The following is a 19,910-nucleotide window of genomic DNA, read 5'->3' as shown; positions in this document are numbered from 1 at the left end:
GACGCCCGGGCGACCGAGGCCGCGACCCGCCAAGGCTTTTGTTGACAGCCCCGACCGGCCCCGATAGCGTCGCCACCTTCCTCCTTCTTGGCTGGCTGATTACCGATGTTCGACTCCCTGGGTGAGAAGTTCGACCGCCTGTGGCGCAAGCTTCAGGGCCAGGGACGGGTCACCGAGAAGAACATCGAGGAGGCGCTGCGCGACGTCCGGCTCGCGCTGCTCGAGGCCGACGTCAACGTCGGCGTCGTCCGCGAGTTCGTCGAGGCGGTCAAGAAGGACGCCCTCGGCCAGGAGCTGCTGCGCAGCCTCACGCCCGAGCAGCACTTCATCAAGCTCGTCCACCGCGAGCTGCAGCGCGTCCTCGGCGAGCAGCCCGTCGGGCTCGAGCTGGGCGGGCAGTCCCCGGTCGTCATCATGCTCGTCGGCCTGAACGGTGCCGGCAAGACGACCACCACCGGCAAGCTCGCACGCTGGCTGCGCGACGAGCGCGGCCGCCGGCCGTATCTCGTGCCCGCCGACGTCTACCGTCCCGCCGCGATCGAGCAGCTGAACCTGCTCGCGGCGCAGCTGAAGCTGCCGGTGCACGCGTCGACGCCCGGCGGCGATCCGGTGGCGATCGCGCGCGGCGGCGTCGCGGCGGCCCGGGTGCAGGGCGCCGACGTCGTCCTCGTCGACACCGCCGGCCGCCAGACCGTCGACGAAGACCTCATGGGCGAGCTCGAGCGCCTGCGCGGCGTGCTCGAGCCGCGGCAGATCCTGCTCGTCGCCGACGCGATGACCGGTCAGGACGCGGTCGCCACGGCGCAGGGTTTCGCCAAGCGCCTGCCGCTGACGGGCGTGATCCTCACCAAGATCGAAGGCGACGCCCGGGGCGGCGCCGCGCTGTCGCTGCGCGCGGTGACCGGCAAGCCGATCGTCTTCGTCGGCACCGGCGAGAAGATGGAGGCCCTCGAGCCGTTCCATCCCGACCGCATCGCTTCGCGTATCCTCGGCATGGGTGACATGCTGTCGCTCATCGAGCGCGCCGAGAAGGCGTACGACAAGAGCCAGGCCGAGGCGCTCCAAAAGAAGCTCAAGAAGAACTCCTTCGACCTCGAAGACTTCCGCGATCAGCTGCGCGCGGTGAAGAAGATGGGCTCGGTCACCGAGCTGCTCGGCATGATCCCCGGCATGAAGAAGATGCTGAAGGGCGCCGAGCTCGACGGCGCCGAGGACGAGCTGAAGCGCGTCGAGGCCATCATCGACTCGATGACGCGCGAGGAACGGCGCGACATCCACATCCTGAACGGCAGCCGCCGCAAGCGCATCGCGATGGGCAGCGGCACGTCGGTCGCCGACGTGAACAAGCTCCTGAAGCAGTTCCAGCAGACGAAGAAGGTCCTCCGCAAGCTCGGCTCCGGTGGACCCATGATGGGCGGCATGCCTCCGGGCCTGCTCCGCTAGAAGAAGGAAGACGACGGCATGGTGAAGATCCGGCTCGCCCGGCACGGCAGTAAGAAGCACCCGTTCTACCGCATCGTGGTGGCGGCCTCGGAGTCGCCGCGCGACGGGCGCTACATCGAGCAGGTCGGGCTCTACGACCCGACCAAGACGCCCGCGTTCGTGCGGCTCGACCACGCGAAGATCCAGGCCTGGCGCGCCAAGGGCGCGCAGCCGACCGACACCGTTCGCGAGCTGATCGAAAGCTCCACACCGGCACCCGCGACCCCGGAGGCCGCTCCCGCATAACCCGACAGGTCTCCGGCCGACTCCAGAGGAGCGGCGATCCCCATGAAGGAACTGGTCTTGTTCTTGGCCAAGCACCTCGTGAACCATCCCGAGGCCGTAGAGGTGAAGGAGACCGAGGGGGACGCCGCGTCGATCCTCGAGCTGCGGGTCGCGAAGGACGACATCGGCCGGGTCATCGGGAAGCAGGGACGCACCGCGAAGTCGATCCGCACCATCCTGAATGCCGTCGCGTCCCGCACCAACCGCAAGGTCGTCCTCGAGATCATCGAAGAGAAGTGATCGGCCCGCGGGCATGACCCCGGCTCTCCCGGGAACCCGCGTCGACGCCGATCCCGACGCGGTCGCGGTCGGCGTCGTCGCCAACGCGCACGCGCTGCGTGGTGCGATCCGCCTGCGACCGTATCAGCCGCCGGCGCCCAGCCTCGCCACCGGCCCCGAGGTGCTCCTCGAGCGCAACGGCGCCTGGAGCACGGTGCGCGTCGCCAGCGCGGCACCGCAGCCGAACGGCACGCTGCTGGTGCAGCTCGACGGCGTCGCCGATCGTGACGCGGCCGAGGCCCTGCGTGGAACCCGGGTCCTCGTCCGCGCCGCCGACCTGCCCCCCGCGGACGAGGACGAGTTCTACTGGCACGAGGTCGTCGGCTTTCGCGTCGAGACCACCGACGGCGAGACGCTCGGTACCGTCCGCGAGACCCTGTCGAACGGGCTGCACGACGTCTGGGCCGTCGATGCGGGCGGCCGCGAGCACCTCGTGCCCGTCGTCGCCGACGTCGTCGACACGATCGACCGCCCGCGACGGCGCATCGTCATCCGGCCGCTGGCCGGCATGCTGGACTGACCCTGCGCGTCCACGTCGTCAGCGTGCTCCCGGAGCTGCTCGGGTCGCCCCTGTCGGGCGGCCCGCTCAAGCGTGCCCGCGAGCTCGGCGTGCTCGAGGTGCACCTGCACCACCTGCGCGACTTCGCCGGCGGCAAGCATCTCCAGGTCGACGACGAGCCGTACGGCGGCGGCCAGGGCATGGTGCTGAAGCCGGAGCCGCTCGTCGCCGCGATCGAGCACGTCATGGCCGCCGATACGCCGCGCCGGATCCTGCTCGCCGCACGCGGCCCGCGGCTCGATCATGCGCGCCTCGCGGCGCTGGCGCAGGAGCCCTCGCTGCTCCTCGTCTGCGGGCGCTACGAGGGCGTCGACGAGCGCCTCCTCGACTGGATCGACGAGGAGCTGTCGATCGGCGACTTCGTCCTGAGCGGCGGCGAGCCCGCGGTCGTCGTGCTGCTCGACGCCATCGCCCGCCTGCTCCCGGGGGTCCTGGGCAACGCCGCCTCGGCGCCGGACGACTCGTTCGCCACCGGCCTGCTCGAGCACCCGCAGTACACCCGCCCGGCCGATTTCCATGGACGCACGGTGCCGCCCGTCCTGTCGTCCGGCGACCACGGCGCGATCGCGCGCTGGCGCCGCGAGCAGAGCCTGCGCCTGACGCTCGCGCGCCGCCCGGACCTCCTCGCGACGACCACCCTGTCCGACGCCGATCGCGCCTTCCTGCACGGGCTCGGATGGCGCGCTCCCGAGGAGGGCCGCCGTGGCTGACCTCTACGTCGCCCTCATCCACCACCCGGTACAGGACAAGAACGGAGCCGTCGTCACCACGGCCGTGACGAACCTCGACGTCCACGACATCGCCCGCTCGTGTCGCACGCTCGGCGTGCGCGCCTTCTACTGCTGCACCCCGGTGGAGACCCTGCGCCGCCTGGTCGACCGCATCCTGCGACACTGGGAGGTCGGTCCGGGCGCGATCTACAACGAGAATCGCAAGGACGCGCTGTCCCTGGTGCGGCTGGCCCCAGACCTCGACGCGGCCATCGCCGAGATCGAGCGCGAGACCGGGCAGATGCCACGGCTGGTGGCCACCAGCGCCCGCCCCGGCCCCGACCGCCTCGGGTTCGCGACCATGCGGGAGCGGCTCGAGCGCCCCGGACGGCCGGAGATGCTGCTGCTGGGGACGGGCTGGGGGCTGGCGCCGCCGGTGCTCGACCGGGTCGACGATCTCCTCGAGCCGATCGCGGGGGTCGACGGGTACAATCACCTGTCGGTCCGCGCGGCGGCGGCGATCATCCTTGACCGTCTCCGCCACGGTCGCTAATAGTGCCGGTTTCCATGACTCCCATCGACCGGATCGAAGCGGAGCAGCTCCGCAAGGACGTCCCGGTGTTCAAGCCCGGTGACACGGTGAAGGTCCACGTCCGGGTCGTCGAGGGCGACAAGGAGCGCATCCAGGTGTTCGAGGGTACGGTCATCAGCCGTACCGGCACCACGAACCGCGAGATGTTCACGGTCCGCAAGACGTCCTACGGCGTCGGCGTCGAGCGCATCTTCCCGGTGCACTCGCCCCGCATCGACCGCATCGACGTGGTGACCCGCGGCGCCGTCCGGCGCGCCAAGCTGTACTACCTGCGCGAGCTCACGGGCCGCGCGGCGCGCGTCGCCGAAGACGTGCGGGCCACGGCGCGCGCCAAGGCCGACGAGACGGCCAAGTCCTGACGCCACGGCGGCGCGCCCGCGCCGCCCGCCGCCCCGACGTCCGGAGCCGCGCCTCAGGCGCTCATGCGCGAGGCGCCTTCGAAGCTGGCGCCTTCGCGAATCACCAGCGCACGCGTCTCGACGTCGCCGAAGAGACGCCCGCCGGCGCAGATCTCGATCCGGCTCGCGCCGACGATCTCGCCGCGCACCTCGCCGAGGATCACGAGCCGCTCGGCACGCACCGTCGCCTGCACGACGGCCTGCGGTCCGATGATGAGCAGATCCGACGAGCGGATCTCGCCCTTCAGCTTGCCCTCGATGCGGGTCGGGCTGACGAAGGACAGCTTGCCCGTCACCTCCGCGTCGGGCCCGAGCGAGACGCGCACGTCCTGCCACTGATCCGGAGCCCGTCCGCCCTGAGGTGCCGTACCCATCGTCATGTGCGGAGGCGGAGTATAGGGAGGCCGCGCCTGGCTGTAAACGCAGCGCGTAGCGGACGCGTGCTCAGCTGGTCGCGACCGGATGCACGTGACACGCCACGGCGTGCCCGCTGCGCCCGGCCTCGAGCGGCGGCACCACCTGACGGCACACCTGGATCGCGTCGGGACAGCGCGGATGGAAGGCGCACCCGGGCGGCGGCGCGACCGGGCTCGGCGGCTCGCCGCGCAGCGGCGGCGGCCCGTGCCGGCGATGCGGATCGGGAAGCGGCACCGACGACAGCAGCGCCCGCGTGTACGGGTGATGCGGATCGCGATACACGCGCTCGCGCGGCCCCACCTCGACGATGCGGCCGAGGTACATGATCGCGACGCGATCGCTCACATGCTCCACCACGCGTAGATCGTGGGAGATGAAGAGCATGGTGAGACCGAGACGACGCTTCAGGTCCTGGAGCAGGTTCAGGATCTGCGCCTGGATCGACACGTCGAGCGCCGACACGGCCTCGTCGGCGACCACGAATCGCGGCTCGACGGCGAGGGCGCGCGCGATGCCGATGCGCTGGCGTTGCCCGCCGCTGAACTCGTGGGGGTAGCGGTCGATGGCCTCCGCCGGCAAGCCGACGAGCGCCAGCAGCTCGCCGACGCGGTCGCGTCGCCCGGCGCGCGTGCCGATGCGGTGGATCACCAGCCCCTCGCCGACGATGTCGCCGACGCGCATGCGGGGGTTCAGCGAGCCGTACGGATCCTGGAAGACGATCTGCATCGCCCGGCGCATGGCGCGCAGCTCTCCCGGCGGCAGATCGAGCAGCGAGCGGCCCTCGAAGCGCACGTCGCCGCTCGTCGGCTCGAGGAGCCGCAGGATCAGCCGGCCGAGCGTCGACTTGCCGCAGCCCGACTCGCCGACGAGCCCGAGCGTCTCGCCCGCGCGAATGGTGAGCGTCACATCGTCGACGGCACGCACGGCGGGACGCTCGCGACGCCAGAACGGCACGCGCAGCGGGAAGTACTTGCGCAACCCGCGGACCTCGATGAGCGGCGTCACGCCCGGATGCATGCGACCTCGTGATCGGGGGCGTGGCCCTCGAGCGGCGGCACCACGTCGGCGCAGGCAGGGACGACGTCGGGACAGCGATCGCGGAAGGCGCAACCGGATGGCAGGTGGCGCAGGCCCGGCACCTGGCCCGGGATCGTCTCCAGCCGGTCGGTGTGACGGCCGAGCGCGGGCATCGAGCGCAGCAGGGCGCGCGTGTACGGATGGCGCGGCCGATCGAAGAGGTCGACGACCGGCGCGTGCTCGACGATCCGCCCCGCGTACATGATCGCGACCTCGTCGGCCTGCTCGGCGACCACGCCGAGGTCGTGCGTGATCAGCAGCATCGCCATGCCGCGTCGCTCGCGCAGCCGGCGCAGCAGCTCGAGGATCTCCGCCTGGATCGTGACGTCGAGCGCCGTCGTCGGCTCGTCGGCGATGAGGAGCGCCGGCTCGCACGAGATCGCCATCGCGATCATCACGCGCTGACGCATGCCGCCCGACAGCTGATGCGGATAGTCGAGGGCACGCCGCGCGGGCTCCGGGATGCCCACCTCGGCGAGCAGCGCCGTGGCGCGGTCCCACGCCGCACGACGCCCGAGGCGGTGGTGCAGCCGCACGGCCTCGGCGATCTGGCTGCCGACCGTGAGCACGGGATTCAGCGCCGTCATCGGCTCCTGGAAGATCATCGCGATCTCGGCGCCGCGCACGCAGCGCATCTCGCTCTCGCGCAGCGCGAGCAGATCGCGGTCGCGAAAGCGGACGCGCCCGCCGGCGATGCGGCCCGGCGGCGGCAGCAGACGCAAGATGCACAGGGCCGTCATGCTCTTTCCGGAACCCGACTCGCCGACGAGCCCCAGGACGCGCCCGGGCTCGAGGCGAAAATCGACGCCGCGAACCGCGACCGCCGGCCCGTCCGGGCCGGGGAACTCCATGCGTAGATCCTCGACCGCGAGCAGCGACATCAGCCGGGCGTCGCCACGCCGTCGAGCGGCTGCACCGCCGGAACGACCGGCGGCGCGAACAGGTTGGCGTCGATCTCCGCGTTGCGCTCGATCTGATCGTAGGCCAGCGACGCCGTCGCACCCGACAGCGGCGCGGCGACCTCGATCGTGTGCGGGAAGCCGTCGCGATGATCGCCGAACGCGAGCTGCATGCTGACGACCCCTTCGCGCGCCTCCTCGGCGCGGACGAGATCGAGCGTCGCGCCCGAGAACCACAGCGTCTGTACCCCGTCGGCGAAGTCGAGCGTCACGGCGTATTCGTCGCCGCGCAGGGCGAGCCGCGGCTCGGCGATCGGCTCGCGCGCCGGTGCGACGCCGAGCAGGATGTCGACGAGATCGGGCACCGTGACCGGCGCGCCGAGGAAGCGGGCGAGATTCGCCGGACTCGCCTCGCCGTCGTAGCGCACGCCGCGCGACGGCGGGTAGACCCACAGCAGCGGACCATCGGTGCCGACCGCGAGCGCCAGGCCGAACGGCGACATCACGTCCATGCGCACCGACTCGGGCCGACGCACAAGCACCGCCTCGCGCGTCCACACGCCCGCGAGGCCGGCCTTCACGCGCGCGCGCGCACGCAGCGAGGTCGTCGCCGCACGCCGGGCGGCGAGCGACTCGAGCAGGGCAGGGGCCGACGTGGCCTGGACACGGCTCGGGAGCGGGCGGAAGAGCGTGCATCCGCCGACCAGCGCCGCCATCGCCACGAGCCCGACGGCCCGTCCCGCCCCCCGCCCGCGCACCGCGCTCAGAGCCGCCAGCCGCCCGTGGCGACGGAGCCGCCCAGCAGCTGGATCTTGCCCTTGATGCGCTCGATCTGCGCGCTCTCCTTGGAGCGGCCGAGCGCGTCCTTGTAGACGCGGAGCGCGTCGTCGTTGCGCCCGAGACGATGGTAGGCGTCCCCGAGGTGCTCGACGATCGTGGGATCGTCGCCCGCCAGCTCGACGGCGCGCTCGAGATGCTCGACCGCCTGATGGTAGTCGCCGCGCTGGAAGTACACCCACCCGAGGCTGTCGATGTAGATGCCGTCGTTCGGCTCGAGCTCGAGCGCGCGGCGGATCAAGACCTCGGCCTCGTCGAGCCGCACGTTCATGTCGGCCCAGGTGTAGCCGAGGTAGTTGAGCGCCGCGGCGTTGCGCGGATTGATCTCGATCGCGCGCTGCATCTCGGCGACGGCACGGTCCTTGTCGCCGGCTTCGTCGTAGGCGGCGCCGAGCGTGAAACGATAGCGGTCGTTGTCGGGCGCCGCCTGCACCATGCGCTCGAGCACCGCGACGGCGTTGTTGTAGTCCTTCTGCTCCCGATAGAGCGACGCCAGGTAGCTCATCAGCTCGGGGGTGTCGGGACGGACCTTCAGCGCCTCCTCCACGATCTTCACGGCAGCCGCCATGTCGGTCTTCTGTACGAGCCACGCGCGCCGGATCTGCGCGTCGGTCCAGTACTCGGACTCGGGCGGAACCTTCGCGAACTGATCGATCGCGCGCTGATCCTGATCGAGCTCGGCGTAGACGGCGCCGAGGTAGTAGCGCACGCGGGTGTTCTCGGGCTCGGACGCGAGCACGAGGTTGAACTCGGTCACGGCACGGTCGAGCTCGCCCTTCTCGAAGTAGATGAGGCCGATCTTGGTGCGCGCCTCGCGCGGATCGTCGTCGACCTTCTCGAGCTCGCGGAACTGCGCCAGCGCCTCGTCGAGCCGCTTCTGGCCGACGTAGAGCCCGCCGAGGCGACGGCGCACCAGCACGCTCTGCGGGTTCATGGCGAGGATGCGCTCGTAGAGCTCGACGGCGTCGGGCGTCCGTCCCTGGAGCTCGTAGGTGACCGCGAGGTCGGTGAGGATGAGCTCCGACTGCGGGCTCAGCTTCAGGGCCTCGAGGTAGTACGTCTCCGCCTTGTCGAGCTGCCCCGACGCCGCGTGCACGCGCCCGAGGTAGTAGAAGCCGAGGATCGAGCCGGGGTTGCGCGCGATCAGCCGGCGCAGCGTCGAGACCGCCTTCTCGGTGTCGCCCTGCTTGCCGTACAGCGCGCCCAGGTAGAGGTAGGCCTCCTGGCTCTCGGGATCGAGCTGGAGCACGCGCTCGTAGGCGGCGACCGCCTCGTCGTCCCGGCCGAGCGACGACAGCACGCCGGCGAGGAGTGTGATCGCGTCGACGTTGTCGGGCTCGGCGGCGACGACGTACTCGCACTCGGCGCGCGCGTCTTCGAGCCGGCCGGCGCGCACGTAGAGGGTAGCGAGGCGCAGCCGCAGCATCGGCGTCTCCGGATCGGCCTTCACCGCCGCCTGGAACGCCTCGAGCGCCGTCTCGACGTCGTTGCGCTGGAGCGCGACCTCGCCGCGCAGGAAGGCCCCCATCGCGGCGGCTTCGGGCGGCAGCGGGACGGCTGGTCCCAGGCCACCCGAGCGCCGGATCTGTGCGCAACCGCTCGCCAGGGCGACGGCCAATGCACACGCGGCCGCGGTACGGGTTCTCATCGGCCTCGTTCGTCTACCATGTCGCCCAGGTTCCGGAAACGCAAACCCCGTGCCGACCGTCGCCGCACTCGTCATCGCCGCCGTTTCACCCGCGCGGCGACCGCGGTGCGGGCGGCGCGGCGAGGACTCGAAGGTCCGCCCTGCTGCGCACCGATCCACACCGTGCCGCCGCGGAAGTGCTCCTTCTTCCAGATCGGAACGATCTCCTTCAGGCGATCGATCAGCCAGTGGCAAGCCTCGAACGCTTCCGTCCGGTGGCCGCCGCTCACTGCGATGCCGACGCTCGCCTCCCCGATCGGCACCACGCCGATCCGGTGCACCATCGCCACCTTGCGCAGCGGCCAGCGGCGACGTGCCTCGCCGGCGAGCGCCCGCATCTCCTTCACCGCCATGCGCCCGTACGCCTCGTACTCCAGCCGCAGCACCCGGCGACCGACGTTGACGTTGCGGGTGGTGCCGAGAAACAGCACCGATGCGCCGGCGCGCGGGTCGGCGACCGCCGCCAGCAGCGCGTCCGGAGCGATCGGGACGTCGACGACGGCGAACCGGCTCATGCGCCTCCGCTGACCGGCGGGAAGACGGCCAGCTCGTCACCGTCGGCGAGCCGCTCGCTCGGCTCCACGTAGCGCTCGTTCACGGCGAAGCGGACGCGCGTGCGGCGCAGGTCCGGGTGCTCCGCGATCACCGACGCCCACAGTGACGCCGGAGTGCTGCCCGGGGCGACCGCACGATCGTCGCCGGGACCGAGACGCTCGCGCAGCGACGCGAAGAAGCGAAGCCGGATACGCACCCCGTCACCCCCGCACCAGCGCGACCATGTGCTCCAGCTCGGGCACGAGCAGCTTCTCGAGCGCCAGGGCGACGGCTGCGGTCGAGCCCGGCAGCGACGCGACGATCGTCCGCGCCGCGACGCCGGCGACGGCGCGCGACAGCATCGCCGCCGGGCCGACGTCGGCGTACGAGAGCTGCCGGAACAGCTCGCCGAAGCCGTCGATGCGTTTGTCGAGCAGGCCCGCGACCGCCTCGTAGGTGCCGTCGCGGGGCGCCAGCCCCGTGCCGCCGTTCAGGATCACGGCCTCGACGGTGTCGTCGGCGAGCAGGGTCCGCACGTGCTGGCCGACGAGCTCCGGCTCGTCCGGCAGGATGGCGTAGGACACGATGCGATGCCCGGCGGCGAGGAGCAGCTCGCGTGCCCGCGCGCCGCTGGCGTCGGTCTCGGGCGTGCGCGTGTCGCTCACGGTCACGAGCGCACAGCCGACGGAGCGCCGGGCATGCGCCCGGTGCGAGCCCGTGCTCACCGCCGCGTCCTCAGTAGCCCGTCCGGCGGGCGGCCGGCTCGAGCTTGGTGCCGCAGGTCGTGCCGCACTGCTGGCAGACGTACTCGTGCCGCTCCCCGTCGAGGAGCACGAGGAGCAGGCGCTTGCGCACCGGCATCGCCTGCCGGCAGCGCGGACAGTGGAGCAGGCTGGCTTCCAGCGAGCCGTACGCGTCCGGCGGCTCCGGTCGCCGAGGAGGCCTGCCCAGCATGGGGTCCGTCTAGCGCGCCTTCCGGGCACCGGCAATCCACGACGGAGGCTCATGCATCCGTGGTTGCACCCCTCCAGACCCGCTGTTACCAGTTGCCGTCCCGTGCCCACCGTCTACATCGAGACCTACGGCTGCCAGATGAACGTGGCCGACACGGAGCTCGTGATGGGCACGTTGGGTGCGCGTGGATGGACCCGCGTCGCGCAGCCGGAGCGGGCCGACGTCATCCTGCTCAACACCTGCGCCATCCGCGACCACGCCGAGGCCCGCGTCCTCGGGCGCCTCGGCGACCTCGGCCGCTACAAGCAGGCGCGCCCCGAGGTCCGCATCGGCGTGACGGGCTGCATGGCGCAGCATCTGCGCGGCAGGCTGCGCGAGCAGGCGCCGCAGGTCGACCTCCTCGTCGGGCCGGACGGCTACCGCCACCTCCCCGACCTGCTCGAGGCCGACGCCAGCGACCCGCACGTCGGCCTGCGGCTCGATCCCGACGAGACCTACGCCGGCCTCCCCGTCGCCCGCGCGCAGGGCGTTCGCGCCTGGGTGACGGCCATGCGCGGCTGCGACCGCTTCTGCACCTTCTGCATCGTGCCCTACGTCCGCGGCCGCGAGCGCAGCCTACCCGGGCCGGTGCTGGTCGAGCAGGTGCGTGCGCTCGCCGCCGACGGCGTGCCCGAGGTCGTCTACCTGGGCCAGACGGTCAACGCGTACCGCCACGCGGAGTGGGACTTCGCTCGCCTCCTGCGCGAGACGGCGGCGGTGCCGGGCATCCGCCGCATCCGCTTCACGTCGCCGCACCCGACGGAGATGTCGCCGGCGGTGATCGACGCGATGGCCGAGTGCCCGCAGGTGATGCCGCAGCTCCACCTGCCGGTACAGTCCGGCTCGGACGCCGTCCTCGCCCGCATGCAGCGCGACTATACCGTCGCCGAGTACGAGCGTCTCGTCGACACGCTGCGCGCCCGTATCCCCGGCCTCGCCCTCTCGACCGACGTCATCGTCGGCTTCCCCGACGAGACCGACGCCGACTTCGCCGCCACCGAGGCGCTCATGGCGCGGGTCCGCTACGACAGCGCGTTTCTGTTCCGCTACTCGCCGCGCGAGGGCACGCGCGCCTGGAAATGGGACGACTCGGTACCCGACGCCGAGAAGGGCCGTCGGCTCGAGCGTCTGATCGCGCTCCAGGAGGCCATCGCCGCCGAGCGCAACCGCACGCTGATCGGCTGCGAGCGGGACGTGCTCGTCGAGGGACCGGCGAAGCGCCCCGACGGCTGGATGACCGGCAAGACCCCCGACTTCCGGACGGTCGTCCTCCCCGGTCCCGTGGCGCCGGGCCAGGAGGTTCGCGTGCGGATCGAATCCGCCACGTCGCACACGCTCACCGGGAGACCCGCATGAACGCCCGCCTCGTCACCGCCGTCGTCGGCACGCTCACGATCCTGTTCGGCCTCGCCGGGCTCTTCTACCCGGCGATCGTGATGAGCTTCGCGAACCTCTCGCCCGTCACCGAGTCCATGCGCGCCGCCGCGCTCGGCGAGGTGCGGGCGATCTACGGCGGCACGTTCACCGTGCTCGGCGCCTTCACGCTCCGCTGCGCCACCAACCCGAGCCTGCATCGGGGCATGCTGCTCATGATCTCGATCCTGTGGCTGGGCATCTTCGGCGGGCGCATGGTCGGCGTGGTGATCGACGGCAACCCCGGGCTGCTGCCGTGGGCGGGCGCCGCGCTCGAGATCCTGGCCGGCGGGCTCCTCCTGATGGCCGCAATGAGCCCCGCCGAGCCCGACCCCGCGCAGGGACCGCCGCTGTGAGGCGGGCCCGCGCCGCCGCCCTGGCGGGGCTCCTCGCCGGGATCGCCCCGACCCCAGCCCCGGCGGCCGAGAACCCGGTCGCCTTCGAGGCCGCCGCCTACACCCTGAAGGGCCGGACGGCGGCCGGCACCTGGACCCGTCGGGGCGTCGTCGCGGCCGATCCCCGGGTTCTCGCCATCGGCACCCACATCCGGATCGAGGGCGCCGGCCATCTGTCCGGGGTGTACCGGGTCGAGGACACCGGCTCGGCCGTGCGCGGGCGCGAGATCGACATCTACGTCCCCACCGCCCGGGAGGCGCGGAGCTTCGGCCGCAGGACGGTCCGGGTGCACGTCCTCTCGCGCGGCGACGGCGACCTCGACTGAAGCCTCGCACCGAGCACGGCGACGCTCACGGCGTTCTCGGTTGAACGCCCGGTCCGGCCGCGGCTATGGTCGATGCTCCATGTCCACTACGCATCGCGCCCTCGCCGCCTGGGTCGACGAGGTGGCACGTCACACCGAGCCTTCCCGCATCCACTGGTGCGACGGATCGGACGCCGAGAACGAGCAGCTCATCCAGCAGATGCTGGGCGACGGGACGCTGCACCGCCTGAACGAGCGTGCGTACCCGAACTCGTACCTGCACCGCTCCGACCCCTCCGACGTCGCGCGCACCGAGCACCTCACCTTCATCTGCTCCGAGCGCCAGGAGGGCGCAGGCCCGACCAACAACTGGATGTCGCCGGCCGACGCGCAGGCGAAGGTCGCCCCGCTCTTCAAGGGCGCGATGCACGGGCGCACCATGTACGTGATCCCCTACGTCATGGGACCGCTCGGCTCGCCGCTCTCGAAGGTCGGCGTCGAGATCACCGACAGCCCGTACGTGGTCGCGAACATGCGCATCATGACGCGCATGGGGCAGAAGGCGCTCCTGCAGCTCGGCAGCGACGGCGAGTTCGTGAAGGGCCTGCACTCGCTCGGCGATCTGTCGCCCGACCGCCGCTTCATCTGCCACTTCCCCGAGCGCAAGGAGATCTGGTCGGTCGGCTCGGGCTACGGCGGCAACGCGCTCCTCGGCAAGAAGTGCTTCGCGCTGCGCATCGCCAGCGTGCAGGCGCGCGAAGAGGGCTGGCTCGCGGAGCACATGCTGATCCTCGGCCTGGAGAGCCCCGAGGGCGAGACCACGTACGTCGCCGCCGCGTTCCCGTCGGCGTGCGGCAAGACCAACCTCGCGATGCTGGTGCCGCCGGCGAGCCAGAAGGGCTGGAAGGTGTGGACGGTCGGCGACGACATCGCCTGGCTGCGTCCCGGCCCCGACGGCCGCCTGTGGGCGATCAACCCCGAGGCCGGCTTCTTCGGCGTCGCGCCGGGCACCTCGTCGAAGACCAACCCGAATGCGATGGCGAGCCTGCGCGGCAACTCGATCTTCACCAACGTCGCCGTCACCGACGACGGCCAGCCGTGGTGGGAAGGCATCGACGGATCCACGCCCGAGCATCTCGTCGACTGGCGCGGCAAGGACTGGACCCCGGCGTCGGGCGAGAAGGCCGCGCATCCCAACTCGCGCTTCACCGCGCCGGCGCGCCAGTGCCCGTCGATCTCGCCCGAATGGGAGAATCCACGCGGCGTGCCGATCTCGGCGTTCATCTTCGGCGGTCGCCGCGCCCGCACCGCGCCTCTCGTCTTCGAGTCGTTCGACTGGAACCACGGCGTGTTCGTCGCCTCGGCGGTGGCGTCCGAGACGACCGCGGCGCAGAGCGGCGCGGTCGGTGTCGTGCGCCGCGATCCCATGGCGATGCTGCCGTTCTGCGGTTACCACATGGGCGACTACTTCGCGCACTGGCTGCACATGGGGACCGCCGTGCCGAAGCCGCCGCGTATCTTCCACGTCAACTGGTTCCGCCAGGACGAGAACGGCAGGTTCCTCTGGCCCGGCTTCGGCGAGAACCTGCGCGTGCTGAAGTGGATCGTCGCACGCTGCAAGGACGGCGGCGACGCGGTGGAGACGCCCATCGGCCTCGAGCCGGCGGCGAACGCCATCGACACGAACGGGCTCGCGTTGCACGACGGGACGCTCGGCAAGCTGCTCCAGGTGTCGCACGACGACTGGCGGGCCGAGGTCGATGGGCTCGGCGAGTTCTACGGCAAGCTCGGCGGGAAGCTGCCCGACGAGCTCGCGTCGCAGCGGCAGGCGCTGGCCAAGCGGCTCGGCTGATCGGGCAGCGCGGCCGCGACCGCCGCGTCTCGCGATCGGTCATAGCTCAGCCGTCGGCGCGGCCGCCGCGCGCGATGCGGAGCTCGCGCTCGAGACGGGTGAAGATCGCCATGCCCTCGCTGCCGAGCGCGGGCCCGATCTGGACGGCCACGGCGCCCTTGGCGAGGGTACGGCCGACCTCGTAGCCGGAGGGGAAGGGGCCCGTGGCGACGAGATCGACGGCGGCGCCGATCGCCAGGCGCAGCTTCTCGAACTCCGTGAACTCGTTGCGTACGACGATGGCGCCGACGCCGGCCTCGGCGAGCAGCGGGCCGACGAGATCGTAGCGCAGCGGCCGATCCGGCAGGCGGATCCACACCGGGATGTCGCTCGCCCCCACCAGCGTGGTCGCGAAGTGGGTGAGCTGCTCCGGGCCTTCGAGCGGCGCCAGCGTCGCATCGACCCACGGTTCCGCGAGCTGCACCTCGACGGCCGCCGCGCCCGCCGCGTTGAAGGCGCGCGCCAGCTGCACGAGCTCCTCGACCGTGCTGCCCGCGATGCTCGCGATCACGGGCCGATCGTCCTCGGCCGTCAGCTCGCGCACGAGCGGCATCAGCTTGTCGAAGCCCGGATTGTGCAGCGAACGGAACTCGGGATGCACGAACGGATGCACGGTCGTCGTGCGCAGGACGAGGGCACCCGTGCGCGAGCGTACGAGCCCGCGCAGCTCGCCGGCGGTGATCGCCGTGCCCACGGCGTTCATCACGCAGAACGGCAGGATGACCCCGCCGACGCTGGCGCTCAGATCGACGTCGCTCACGCGCTACTTCTTCTTCACCCGCGCGCGCGCGGCGGCCGTCTTCTTCGCCGGCGGGCGCTTCTTCGCCGCGCTCTGGGAGACCGCCTTGCGGGCAACCGCCTTCGCGGGCGCGCTCTTGCGGGCAGCGACCTTCTTCTTCGCCGCGCCCCTGCTCGCCGTCGCCACCACCCGCTTGGCCGTGCTCCTGGCCACCTTCGGGGACGCCTTCTTGGCCAGCTTCCTGGCCGCCTTTTTGGCCGCCTTCCCGCGGGCGGCCTTCGTCGTGGGCAGCGGGCGCGAGCGTGTCCGCATCGAGCCGCCGGCGGCCTTCTTCGCGGCCGCCGTGGGGCTGGCGGCCTTCTTCGTACGCGGTTTCGCGCGCGGCTTCGCGACGGCCGGTGGGGACGCCGGGCCGTCCGGCGGCGTCGCCGCCTTGCGGACCGGCGACGCCGCCACGGCCGCCTCGCGCGCGAGGTCGGGCCCGGCCGCAGCGGGCTCGCGCACGTGCACCTCGCGCTCGACGAAGTCCAGGCTGGCGTCGTCCCAGTGGAACGCACGCGCCTCGCCCTCGATCCGCGCGTCGGAGACCACGAGGTAGGCGACGTCGGGATAGGCGGGCTCGTCGCCGAACATGGCGCGCGCGCGGTCCTCGCCCGAGAAGTACGAGCCGGTGATCGGATGCGAGTGATAGAATACGGCGAGCCGCGCCCCCGGCTCCTCGCCGGCATGGAGCACCGCGAGCAGCTCCTTCGGCTCCGGGGTGTAGCCGCGCGTGCCGTCGCGCGGGTTGTTCACCGCATCCTCGGCATGGAGACGGCTCTGGATGTTAGTGAACCGGTGGACCACGTCGGCCCCGTCGCGCGCGACGATCGCGCCGCAGCACTCTTCCGGATGGGTCTCGCGCGCGTGCGCCAGGATGGCGTCGAGCGTCGCGCGATCGATGCTCAGCGGCTCCATGCAGCGTCTCCTTCGCGCCCGCGTCGGACGCGGGCGCGGATCGTGCCCGCGAGCGTGGCGTTGACGGGCGTCGGAATGCCGTGCGCCGCGCCGCGGGTCGTGACGTGACCGTTGATGGCGTCGATCTCCGTCGGCCGCCCGCGCTCGAGGTCCTGGAGCATCGACGACCGGTGCGCCGCGGTCGACGGCACGAGCTTCGCGTAGAACAGCTCGCGATACCCGGCCGCGTCGGGCCACGGCAGGGCGACGCCCTCGGCCTGCGCGACCGCGAAGGTCTCGGCGATGACGGCGTCCATGATGGCGCGGGCGTCCGGGTCCCGGGCGAGGTGTCCGTATGGGACGCCCAGCAGCGCGCCGAGCGGATTCAGCGCGGCGTTGTAGAGGACCTTCGCCCACAGCTCGGTGGCGATCGCGTCGGTGGCCGCCGCGGGGACGCCGGCCGCATCGAGGATCGCGGCCCAGCGTCGCGCGGCCGCCTGGCACGTGCCGTCGCCGGACTCGGGGCTGCCCAGCAACGTCGGGGCGGCATGCACGGTGACGCGCACGTGCCCCGGCGCGGTGACCTCGGCGCCGAAGATCACGCGCCCGCCGATCACCCGCGACGCGCCGACGCGCGCCGACGCGCGCTCGAGGTTCCCGAGCCCGTTCTGGAGCACGACGAGCATCCCGATGGGCGCGAGCAGCGGAGCGACCGCCGCCACCGTGGCCTCCGTGTCCCAGCTCTTCACCGTGAGGAAGATCGTCGGGAACGGCCCGCGCAGCGCCGACGCCTCGGTGACGCACTCGAGGTCGCCCACGTGATGGGTGCCGTAGAGGCCGTCGATCGCGAGCCCGTGCCGGCGGACCGCGTCCAGATGCTCGCGCCGGCCGAGGAGCGTCACCGGCCATCCCCGGGCGGCGAGCAGACCGCCGAGCACCGACCCGAGCGCGCCCGCGCCGGCGACCAGCACGGGCGACGGACGCTCCGTCCCCGCCATCGCGCGCACGATACGCGTCCCCCTAGGGGCGAACAAGGTGGACGGCGCGGACGGAACGTCCGCGCTACGCCACGGGCTCGGGCACCTCGCGCTCGGCCGTGCGCAGCCGCGGCAGCTCGGCGCCCGAGGCGAGGAACACCGCGCTGCCCACGAGCCCGCCGAGCGCGGTCACCGCGAACCACAGGAGTCCCATCGTCACCGCGATCGAGTCCTCCACGTGGACGTGCGTGAGGAAGTAGAGGTAGCCGCCCTCGCGCACGCCGAACCCGCCGATGCTCACCGGCAGCGCCATCATGAGGCTCAGGATCGGGTGGATCACGAGGCAGTAGGCGAACGGCAGCTCCGTCCCCGCCGCCCGCGCGAGCAGCCACTGCACGAACACCTGGAGCAGATGGAAGACCAGCGACACGGCCGTCACGCGCAGGAGGAGCCCCGAGTCGCGCCAGAAGGGGGCGAGGTCGTCTTCGACCTGCCGGCGGAGTCGGTTGTGCACCGGCAGCACGCGCACGAGGCGCGGGCACGTCCACCACACCGCGACGAGCACCAGCCCTCCGGCAATGCAGGCAGCGCTCAGCAGCCAGGGGAAGTCGTAGCCGGGAAATGCGATCAGCGCCGCCGCGCCGAGGGCCATCAGGATGGCGAGGCCGCTCAAGCGATCGAAGATGACGGAGTTCAGCGCCAGCACCGGACGCCGGCCGCCGCCGAGATAGAGCCCGCGGGCGAGGTCACCTCCGATCGTGCTGAGACCGAAGACGTTCAGGAACATGCCGATGTAGTAGTAGCGGACGTAGTCACGGTACGGCGCGTCGAGTCCGACCGAGCGTCCCAGCAGCGACCACCGATAGGCGCTGACCGTCTGCCCGGCCAGGTAGACGAGCGTCGGCAGGACGAGGGCGCTGGCATCGACGGCGCTCAGGGCCTCGAGGAGGTCGGTGCGATCGACGTCGTAGAGGATGTAGGCGATTACGCCTGCGCTGACGCCGATTCGCAGCGTCCAGTCGGCGACCGTTCTCACACGTGACACGACACGATTGTCGCGATTGTCGGCGCATTTGCAATGACGCTCGGGTCCAATCTTCCTTGACTGCGTTGGGCGACCCCAGCTAAGGCGCAGGCCCGATGACCGAGGCTGGACGGGACACGACCGACCTCGTGGTCGTCGGAGGCAGCGTCGGTGGCATGGTCGCCGCCATCCTCGCCGCGGACCGCGGCTGCCGCGTCGTGCTGGTCGAGCGCCAGAAGGAGCTGGGCGGCGGCGGCGGCGCCGGCGAATCGCTGGCCGCGCCCGGGAGCCGTTTCCAGGCGGCCGCCGGCATCGACGACGGCCCGTCGTGTCTGGTGTCCGATCTGGAGTCGGTGTCGGCCCATCATGCCGACACGAGCCTCGCGGCCGCCCTGGCGGGCGAAGCCGCGCCCCTGCTCGCCTGGCTCGCCGATCGCTGTGGGCTCGCGGTCACGCTGGCGCCGGGAACGCCGCCCGGCCACACGGCTCCGCGTCTGCACGCGCTGGGCGCGCAGGGAGGGGCCGACCTGGTCGCCGCGCTGGTGCGCGTCGTCACGCGCCATCATCGTCTCCGCGTGCGGCTGGGAGCCGAGGTGCTCGACCTGGAGCGCGGCGACGACGGGAGCGTGCGCGGCGTCGTCCTGAAGCCCGAGCGTCGCGGCGCTCCCGCCCTCCACGGACGCGTGCTCCTCGCCTGCGGCGGGTTCGCCGCCGACGATGCGGCCATCGCCGCCCACTGCCCCGCGGTCGCCGCGCTACCGTACCTCGGACCCGACGGCGCCCGCGGCGACGGCCTCCGTCTCGCACGTGCCGCCGGCGCCGCGACGCGCGGTCTCGACGCCTGCGAGATCGCGCCCTTCCTCTCGCTGCCCGGTCGCCTCACCGTGCCGCCGGCGCTCGCCGCCTGCGGCGCCATCCTGGTCGATCAGAGCGGACGCCGCTTCGTCGCCGAGACCGCCGAGCCGCTGGCGCTCGCGCAGCGGATCCACGCGCTGCCCGGCCACGTCGCCTACCTCGTCTTCGACGACCGCGTGGCCGCCGCCGTATCGGCGAGCGATCCGTTCTTCGAGCACGTGGTGATGCCGCGCACCGCGCGACGCGGCGGCTCCGTCGGCGATCTCGCGAAGCAGTTCGAGCTCGACGCCACCCACCTGGCGCTGACGCTCGAGAACTACGACGCCAACGTCGAGCTGGGCGGCGATCCCTTCGGCCGCGAGCGTACCGACGCGCTGGAGCCGCCGCTGCACGCGATCCGCGTCACCCCGGGCCGGCGGCGGACGCTCGGCGGCGTCGTGGTCGACGGACGCGGCCGCGCGCTGCGCGAGGACGGCACCGCGGTCCCCGGCCTGTGGGCCGTCGGCGGCGTCACGGCTGCGCTCGCCGAGGAACCGGCGCTTCCCGGTCTCGAGGCGCTCCAAGCCCTCGCCCTGGGACGTCTCGCCGCACTCGACGTCGTCGCGGCGGCGGACGCCGAGTGAGGC

Annotated in this window: 25 protein-coding genes; 12 read left to right on the top strand and 13 right to left on the bottom strand. The window is 72.2% G+C overall.

Annotation, left to right across the window (positions count from 1 at the left end):
* Positions 1-105: 105 nt before the first annotated feature.
* From ffh to rplS, 7 genes are read left to right on the top strand one after another with little or no spacing between them, the layout of a single operon-like run.
* Positions 106-1,443, top strand: a complete 1,338-nt coding sequence (gene ffh, locus KIT14_03630; GenBank protein ID MCW5889621.1) for a signal recognition particle protein — start codon at positions 106-108, stop codon at positions 1,441-1,443.
* An 18-nt stretch (positions 1,444-1,461) separates the two neighbouring features.
* Entirely contained in the window at positions 1,462-1,728 is a 267-nt protein-coding gene (rpsP, locus tag KIT14_03625) for a 30S ribosomal protein S16 (GenBank protein ID MCW5889620.1), read from the top strand.
* Between the two features lie 42 nt (positions 1,729-1,770).
* Positions 1,771-2,007: a KH domain-containing protein gene (locus KIT14_03620; GenBank protein ID MCW5889619.1), complete on the top strand. Its 237-nt coding sequence runs from the start codon at positions 1,771-1,773 to the stop codon at positions 2,005-2,007.
* A 13-nt stretch (positions 2,008-2,020) separates the two neighbouring features.
* Complete coding sequence (gene rimM, locus KIT14_03615; protein MCW5889618.1) at positions 2,021-2,566, top strand: 16S rRNA processing protein RimM; 546 nt, start codon at positions 2,021-2,023, stop codon at positions 2,564-2,566.
* 2 nt (positions 2,567-2,568) lie between these two features.
* Positions 2,569-3,315, top strand: coding sequence for a tRNA (guanosine(37)-N1)-methyltransferase TrmD (trmD, locus tag KIT14_03610; GenBank protein ID MCW5889617.1), 747 nt, complete (start codon positions 2,569-2,571; stop codon positions 3,313-3,315).
* Positions 3,308-3,868 carry an RNA methyltransferase gene (locus KIT14_03605; GenBank protein MCW5889616.1) on the top strand — a complete coding sequence of 187 codons (561 nt, stop codon included), beginning with the start codon at positions 3,308-3,310 and terminating at the stop codon, positions 3,866-3,868. The genes trmD and KIT14_03605 overlap by 8 nt, the downstream gene beginning before the upstream one ends.
* A 14-nt stretch (positions 3,869-3,882) precedes the next feature.
* Complete coding sequence (gene rplS / locus KIT14_03600; GenBank protein ID MCW5889615.1) at positions 3,883-4,266, top strand: 50S ribosomal protein L19; 384 nt, start codon at positions 3,883-3,885, stop codon at positions 4,264-4,266.
* Between the two features lie 53 nt (positions 4,267-4,319).
* On the opposite strand, the gene KIT14_03595 is transcribed toward rplS, so the two are convergent.
* The 9 genes from KIT14_03595 to KIT14_03555 form a co-directional block, all read right to left on the bottom strand.
* On the bottom strand, positions 4,320-4,679 hold the full coding sequence (locus tag KIT14_03595; protein MCW5889614.1) for a polymer-forming cytoskeletal protein: 360 nt from the start codon (positions 4,677-4,679) through the stop codon (positions 4,320-4,322).
* Between the two features lie 70 nt (positions 4,680-4,749).
* Positions 4,750-5,739 carry an ABC transporter ATP-binding protein gene (locus KIT14_03590; protein MCW5889613.1) on the bottom strand — a complete coding sequence of 330 codons (990 nt, stop codon included), beginning with the start codon at positions 5,737-5,739 and terminating at the stop codon, positions 4,750-4,752.
* On the bottom strand, positions 5,724-6,680 hold the full coding sequence (locus tag KIT14_03585) for an ABC transporter ATP-binding protein (GenBank protein MCW5889612.1): 957 nt from the start codon (positions 6,678-6,680) through the stop codon (positions 5,724-5,726). The genes KIT14_03590 and KIT14_03585 overlap by 16 nt, the downstream gene beginning before the upstream one ends.
* Positions 6,680-7,456, bottom strand: a complete 777-nt coding sequence (locus KIT14_03580) for a hypothetical protein (protein ID MCW5889611.1) — start codon at positions 7,454-7,456, stop codon at positions 6,680-6,682. The genes KIT14_03585 and KIT14_03580 overlap by 1 nt, the downstream gene beginning before the upstream one ends.
* Positions 7,457-7,461: 5 nt before the next feature.
* Positions 7,462-9,183 (bottom strand): tetratricopeptide repeat protein, encoded by a 1,722-nt coding sequence (locus KIT14_03575; protein MCW5889610.1) that lies wholly within the window; start codon positions 9,181-9,183, stop codon positions 7,462-7,464.
* Positions 9,184-9,254: 71 nt separating this feature from the next.
* Positions 9,255-9,737 (bottom strand): molybdenum cofactor biosynthesis protein MoaE, encoded by a 483-nt coding sequence (locus KIT14_03570; GenBank protein MCW5889609.1) that lies wholly within the window; start codon positions 9,735-9,737, stop codon positions 9,255-9,257.
* Complete coding sequence (locus tag KIT14_03565; GenBank protein MCW5889608.1) at positions 9,734-9,973, bottom strand: MoaD/ThiS family protein; 240 nt, start codon at positions 9,971-9,973, stop codon at positions 9,734-9,736. Before KIT14_03565 ends, KIT14_03570 begins: the two co-directional genes overlap by 4 nt.
* A gap of 4 nt (positions 9,974-9,977) precedes the next feature.
* A complete protein-coding gene (locus KIT14_03560) occupies positions 9,978-10,481 on the bottom strand; it encodes a MogA/MoaB family molybdenum cofactor biosynthesis protein (GenBank protein MCW5889607.1) in 504 nt (167 codons plus the stop codon).
* 10 nt (positions 10,482-10,491) lie between these two features.
* On the bottom strand, positions 10,492-10,710 hold the full coding sequence (locus KIT14_03555; protein MCW5889606.1) for a cytoplasmic protein: 219 nt from the start codon (positions 10,708-10,710) through the stop codon (positions 10,492-10,494).
* Positions 10,711-10,812: 102 nt separating this feature from the next.
* Between KIT14_03555 and miaB the strand changes: the two genes are divergently transcribed.
* From miaB to KIT14_03535, 4 genes are all read left to right on the top strand, one after another.
* Positions 10,813-12,105, top strand: coding sequence for a tRNA (N6-isopentenyl adenosine(37)-C2)-methylthiotransferase MiaB (gene miaB, locus KIT14_03550; GenBank protein ID MCW5889605.1), 1,293 nt, complete (start codon positions 10,813-10,815; stop codon positions 12,103-12,105).
* Complete coding sequence (locus KIT14_03545; protein MCW5889604.1) at positions 12,102-12,518, top strand: DUF4345 domain-containing protein; 417 nt, start codon at positions 12,102-12,104, stop codon at positions 12,516-12,518. The genes miaB and KIT14_03545 overlap by 4 nt, the downstream gene beginning before the upstream one ends.
* Positions 12,515-12,883, top strand: a complete 369-nt coding sequence (locus tag KIT14_03540) for a 3D domain-containing protein (protein MCW5889603.1) — start codon at positions 12,515-12,517, stop codon at positions 12,881-12,883. Before KIT14_03545 ends, KIT14_03540 begins: the two co-directional genes overlap by 4 nt.
* 79 nt (positions 12,884-12,962) lie before the next feature.
* Complete coding sequence (locus KIT14_03535) at positions 12,963-14,714, top strand: phosphoenolpyruvate carboxykinase (GTP) (protein ID MCW5889602.1); 1,752 nt, start codon at positions 12,963-12,965, stop codon at positions 14,712-14,714.
* A gap of 46 nt (positions 14,715-14,760) precedes the next feature.
* Here the strand turns inward: KIT14_03535 and KIT14_03530 are convergent, their stop codons facing one another.
* The 4 genes from KIT14_03530 to KIT14_03515 all read right to left on the bottom strand — a co-directional run bounded on the left by KIT14_03530 (position 14,761) and on the right by KIT14_03515 (position 18,450).
* A complete protein-coding gene (locus KIT14_03530) occupies positions 14,761-15,513 on the bottom strand; it encodes a hypothetical protein (protein MCW5889601.1) in 753 nt (250 codons plus the stop codon).
* Between the two features lie 3 nt (positions 15,514-15,516).
* Complete coding sequence (locus tag KIT14_03525) at positions 15,517-16,449, bottom strand: M67 family metallopeptidase (protein MCW5889600.1); 933 nt, start codon at positions 16,447-16,449, stop codon at positions 15,517-15,519.
* Positions 16,437-17,426 (bottom strand): 2-dehydropantoate 2-reductase, encoded by a 990-nt coding sequence (locus KIT14_03520; GenBank protein MCW5889599.1) that lies wholly within the window; start codon positions 17,424-17,426, stop codon positions 16,437-16,439. The genes KIT14_03525 and KIT14_03520 overlap by 13 nt, the downstream gene beginning before the upstream one ends.
* Before the next feature lie 64 nt (positions 17,427-17,490).
* Positions 17,491-18,450, bottom strand: a complete 960-nt coding sequence (locus tag KIT14_03515; protein ID MCW5889598.1) for a flippase-like domain-containing protein — start codon at positions 18,448-18,450, stop codon at positions 17,491-17,493.
* Between the two features lie 95 nt (positions 18,451-18,545).
* On the opposite strand from KIT14_03515, the gene KIT14_03510 reads away from it, so the two are divergent.
* Positions 18,546-19,907, top strand: coding sequence for an FAD-binding protein (locus tag KIT14_03510; GenBank protein MCW5889597.1), 1,362 nt, complete (start codon positions 18,546-18,548; stop codon positions 19,905-19,907).
* Positions 19,908-19,910 lie beyond the last annotated feature (3 nt).

The sequence above is a fragment of the bacterium genome (genome assembly GCA_026129405.1).
Classification (GTDB): domain Bacteria; phylum Desulfobacterota; class Binatia; order DP-6; family DP-6; genus JAHCID01.
The sequence above is the reverse complement of the archived record's forward strand: the minus strand, read 5'-3'. Positions and strand labels throughout refer to the sequence as shown.

Excerpts from the sequence above, each read along its gene's own strand:
- ffh (MCW5889621.1), top strand. The coding sequence starts at position 106 with ATGTTCGACTCCCTGGGTGAGAAGTTCGACCGCCTGTGGCGCAAGCTT.
- rpsP (MCW5889620.1), top strand. The coding sequence starts at position 1,462 with ATGGTGAAGATCCGGCTCGCCCGGCACGGCAGTAAGAAGCACCCGTTC.
- KIT14_03620 (MCW5889619.1), top strand. The coding sequence starts at position 1,771 with ATGAAGGAACTGGTCTTGTTCTTGGCCAAGCACCTCGTGAACCATCCC.
- rimM (MCW5889618.1), top strand. The coding sequence starts at position 2,021 with ATGACCCCGGCTCTCCCGGGAACCCGCGTCGACGCCGATCCCGACGCG.
- rplS (MCW5889615.1), top strand. The coding sequence starts at position 3,883 with ATGACTCCCATCGACCGGATCGAAGCGGAGCAGCTCCGCAAGGACGTC.
- KIT14_03595 (MCW5889614.1), bottom strand. The coding sequence starts at position 4,679 with ATGGGTACGGCACCTCAGGGCGGACGGGCTCCGGATCAGTGGCAGGAC.
- KIT14_03590 (MCW5889613.1), bottom strand. The coding sequence starts at position 5,739 with ATGCATCCGGGCGTGACGCCGCTCATCGAGGTCCGCGGGTTGCGCAAG.
- KIT14_03585 (MCW5889612.1), bottom strand. The coding sequence starts at position 6,680 with ATGTCGCTGCTCGCGGTCGAGGATCTACGCATGGAGTTCCCCGGCCCG.
- KIT14_03575 (MCW5889610.1), bottom strand. The coding sequence starts at position 9,183 with ATGAGAACCCGTACCGCGGCCGCGTGTGCATTGGCCGTCGCCCTGGCG.
- KIT14_03570 (MCW5889609.1), bottom strand. The coding sequence starts at position 9,737 with ATGAGCCGGTTCGCCGTCGTCGACGTCCCGATCGCTCCGGACGCGCTG.
- KIT14_03555 (MCW5889606.1), bottom strand. The coding sequence starts at position 10,710 with ATGCTGGGCAGGCCTCCTCGGCGACCGGAGCCGCCGGACGCGTACGGC.
- KIT14_03545 (MCW5889604.1), top strand. The coding sequence starts at position 12,102 with ATGAACGCCCGCCTCGTCACCGCCGTCGTCGGCACGCTCACGATCCTG.
- KIT14_03535 (MCW5889602.1), top strand. The coding sequence starts at position 12,963 with ATGTCCACTACGCATCGCGCCCTCGCCGCCTGGGTCGACGAGGTGGCA.
- KIT14_03525 (MCW5889600.1), bottom strand. The coding sequence starts at position 16,449 with ATGGAGCCGCTGAGCATCGATCGCGCGACGCTCGACGCCATCCTGGCG.
- KIT14_03520 (MCW5889599.1), bottom strand. The coding sequence starts at position 17,426 with ATGGCGGGGACGGAGCGTCCGTCGCCCGTGCTGGTCGCCGGCGCGGGC.
- KIT14_03510 (MCW5889597.1), top strand. The coding sequence starts at position 18,546 with ATGACCGAGGCTGGACGGGACACGACCGACCTCGTGGTCGTCGGAGGC.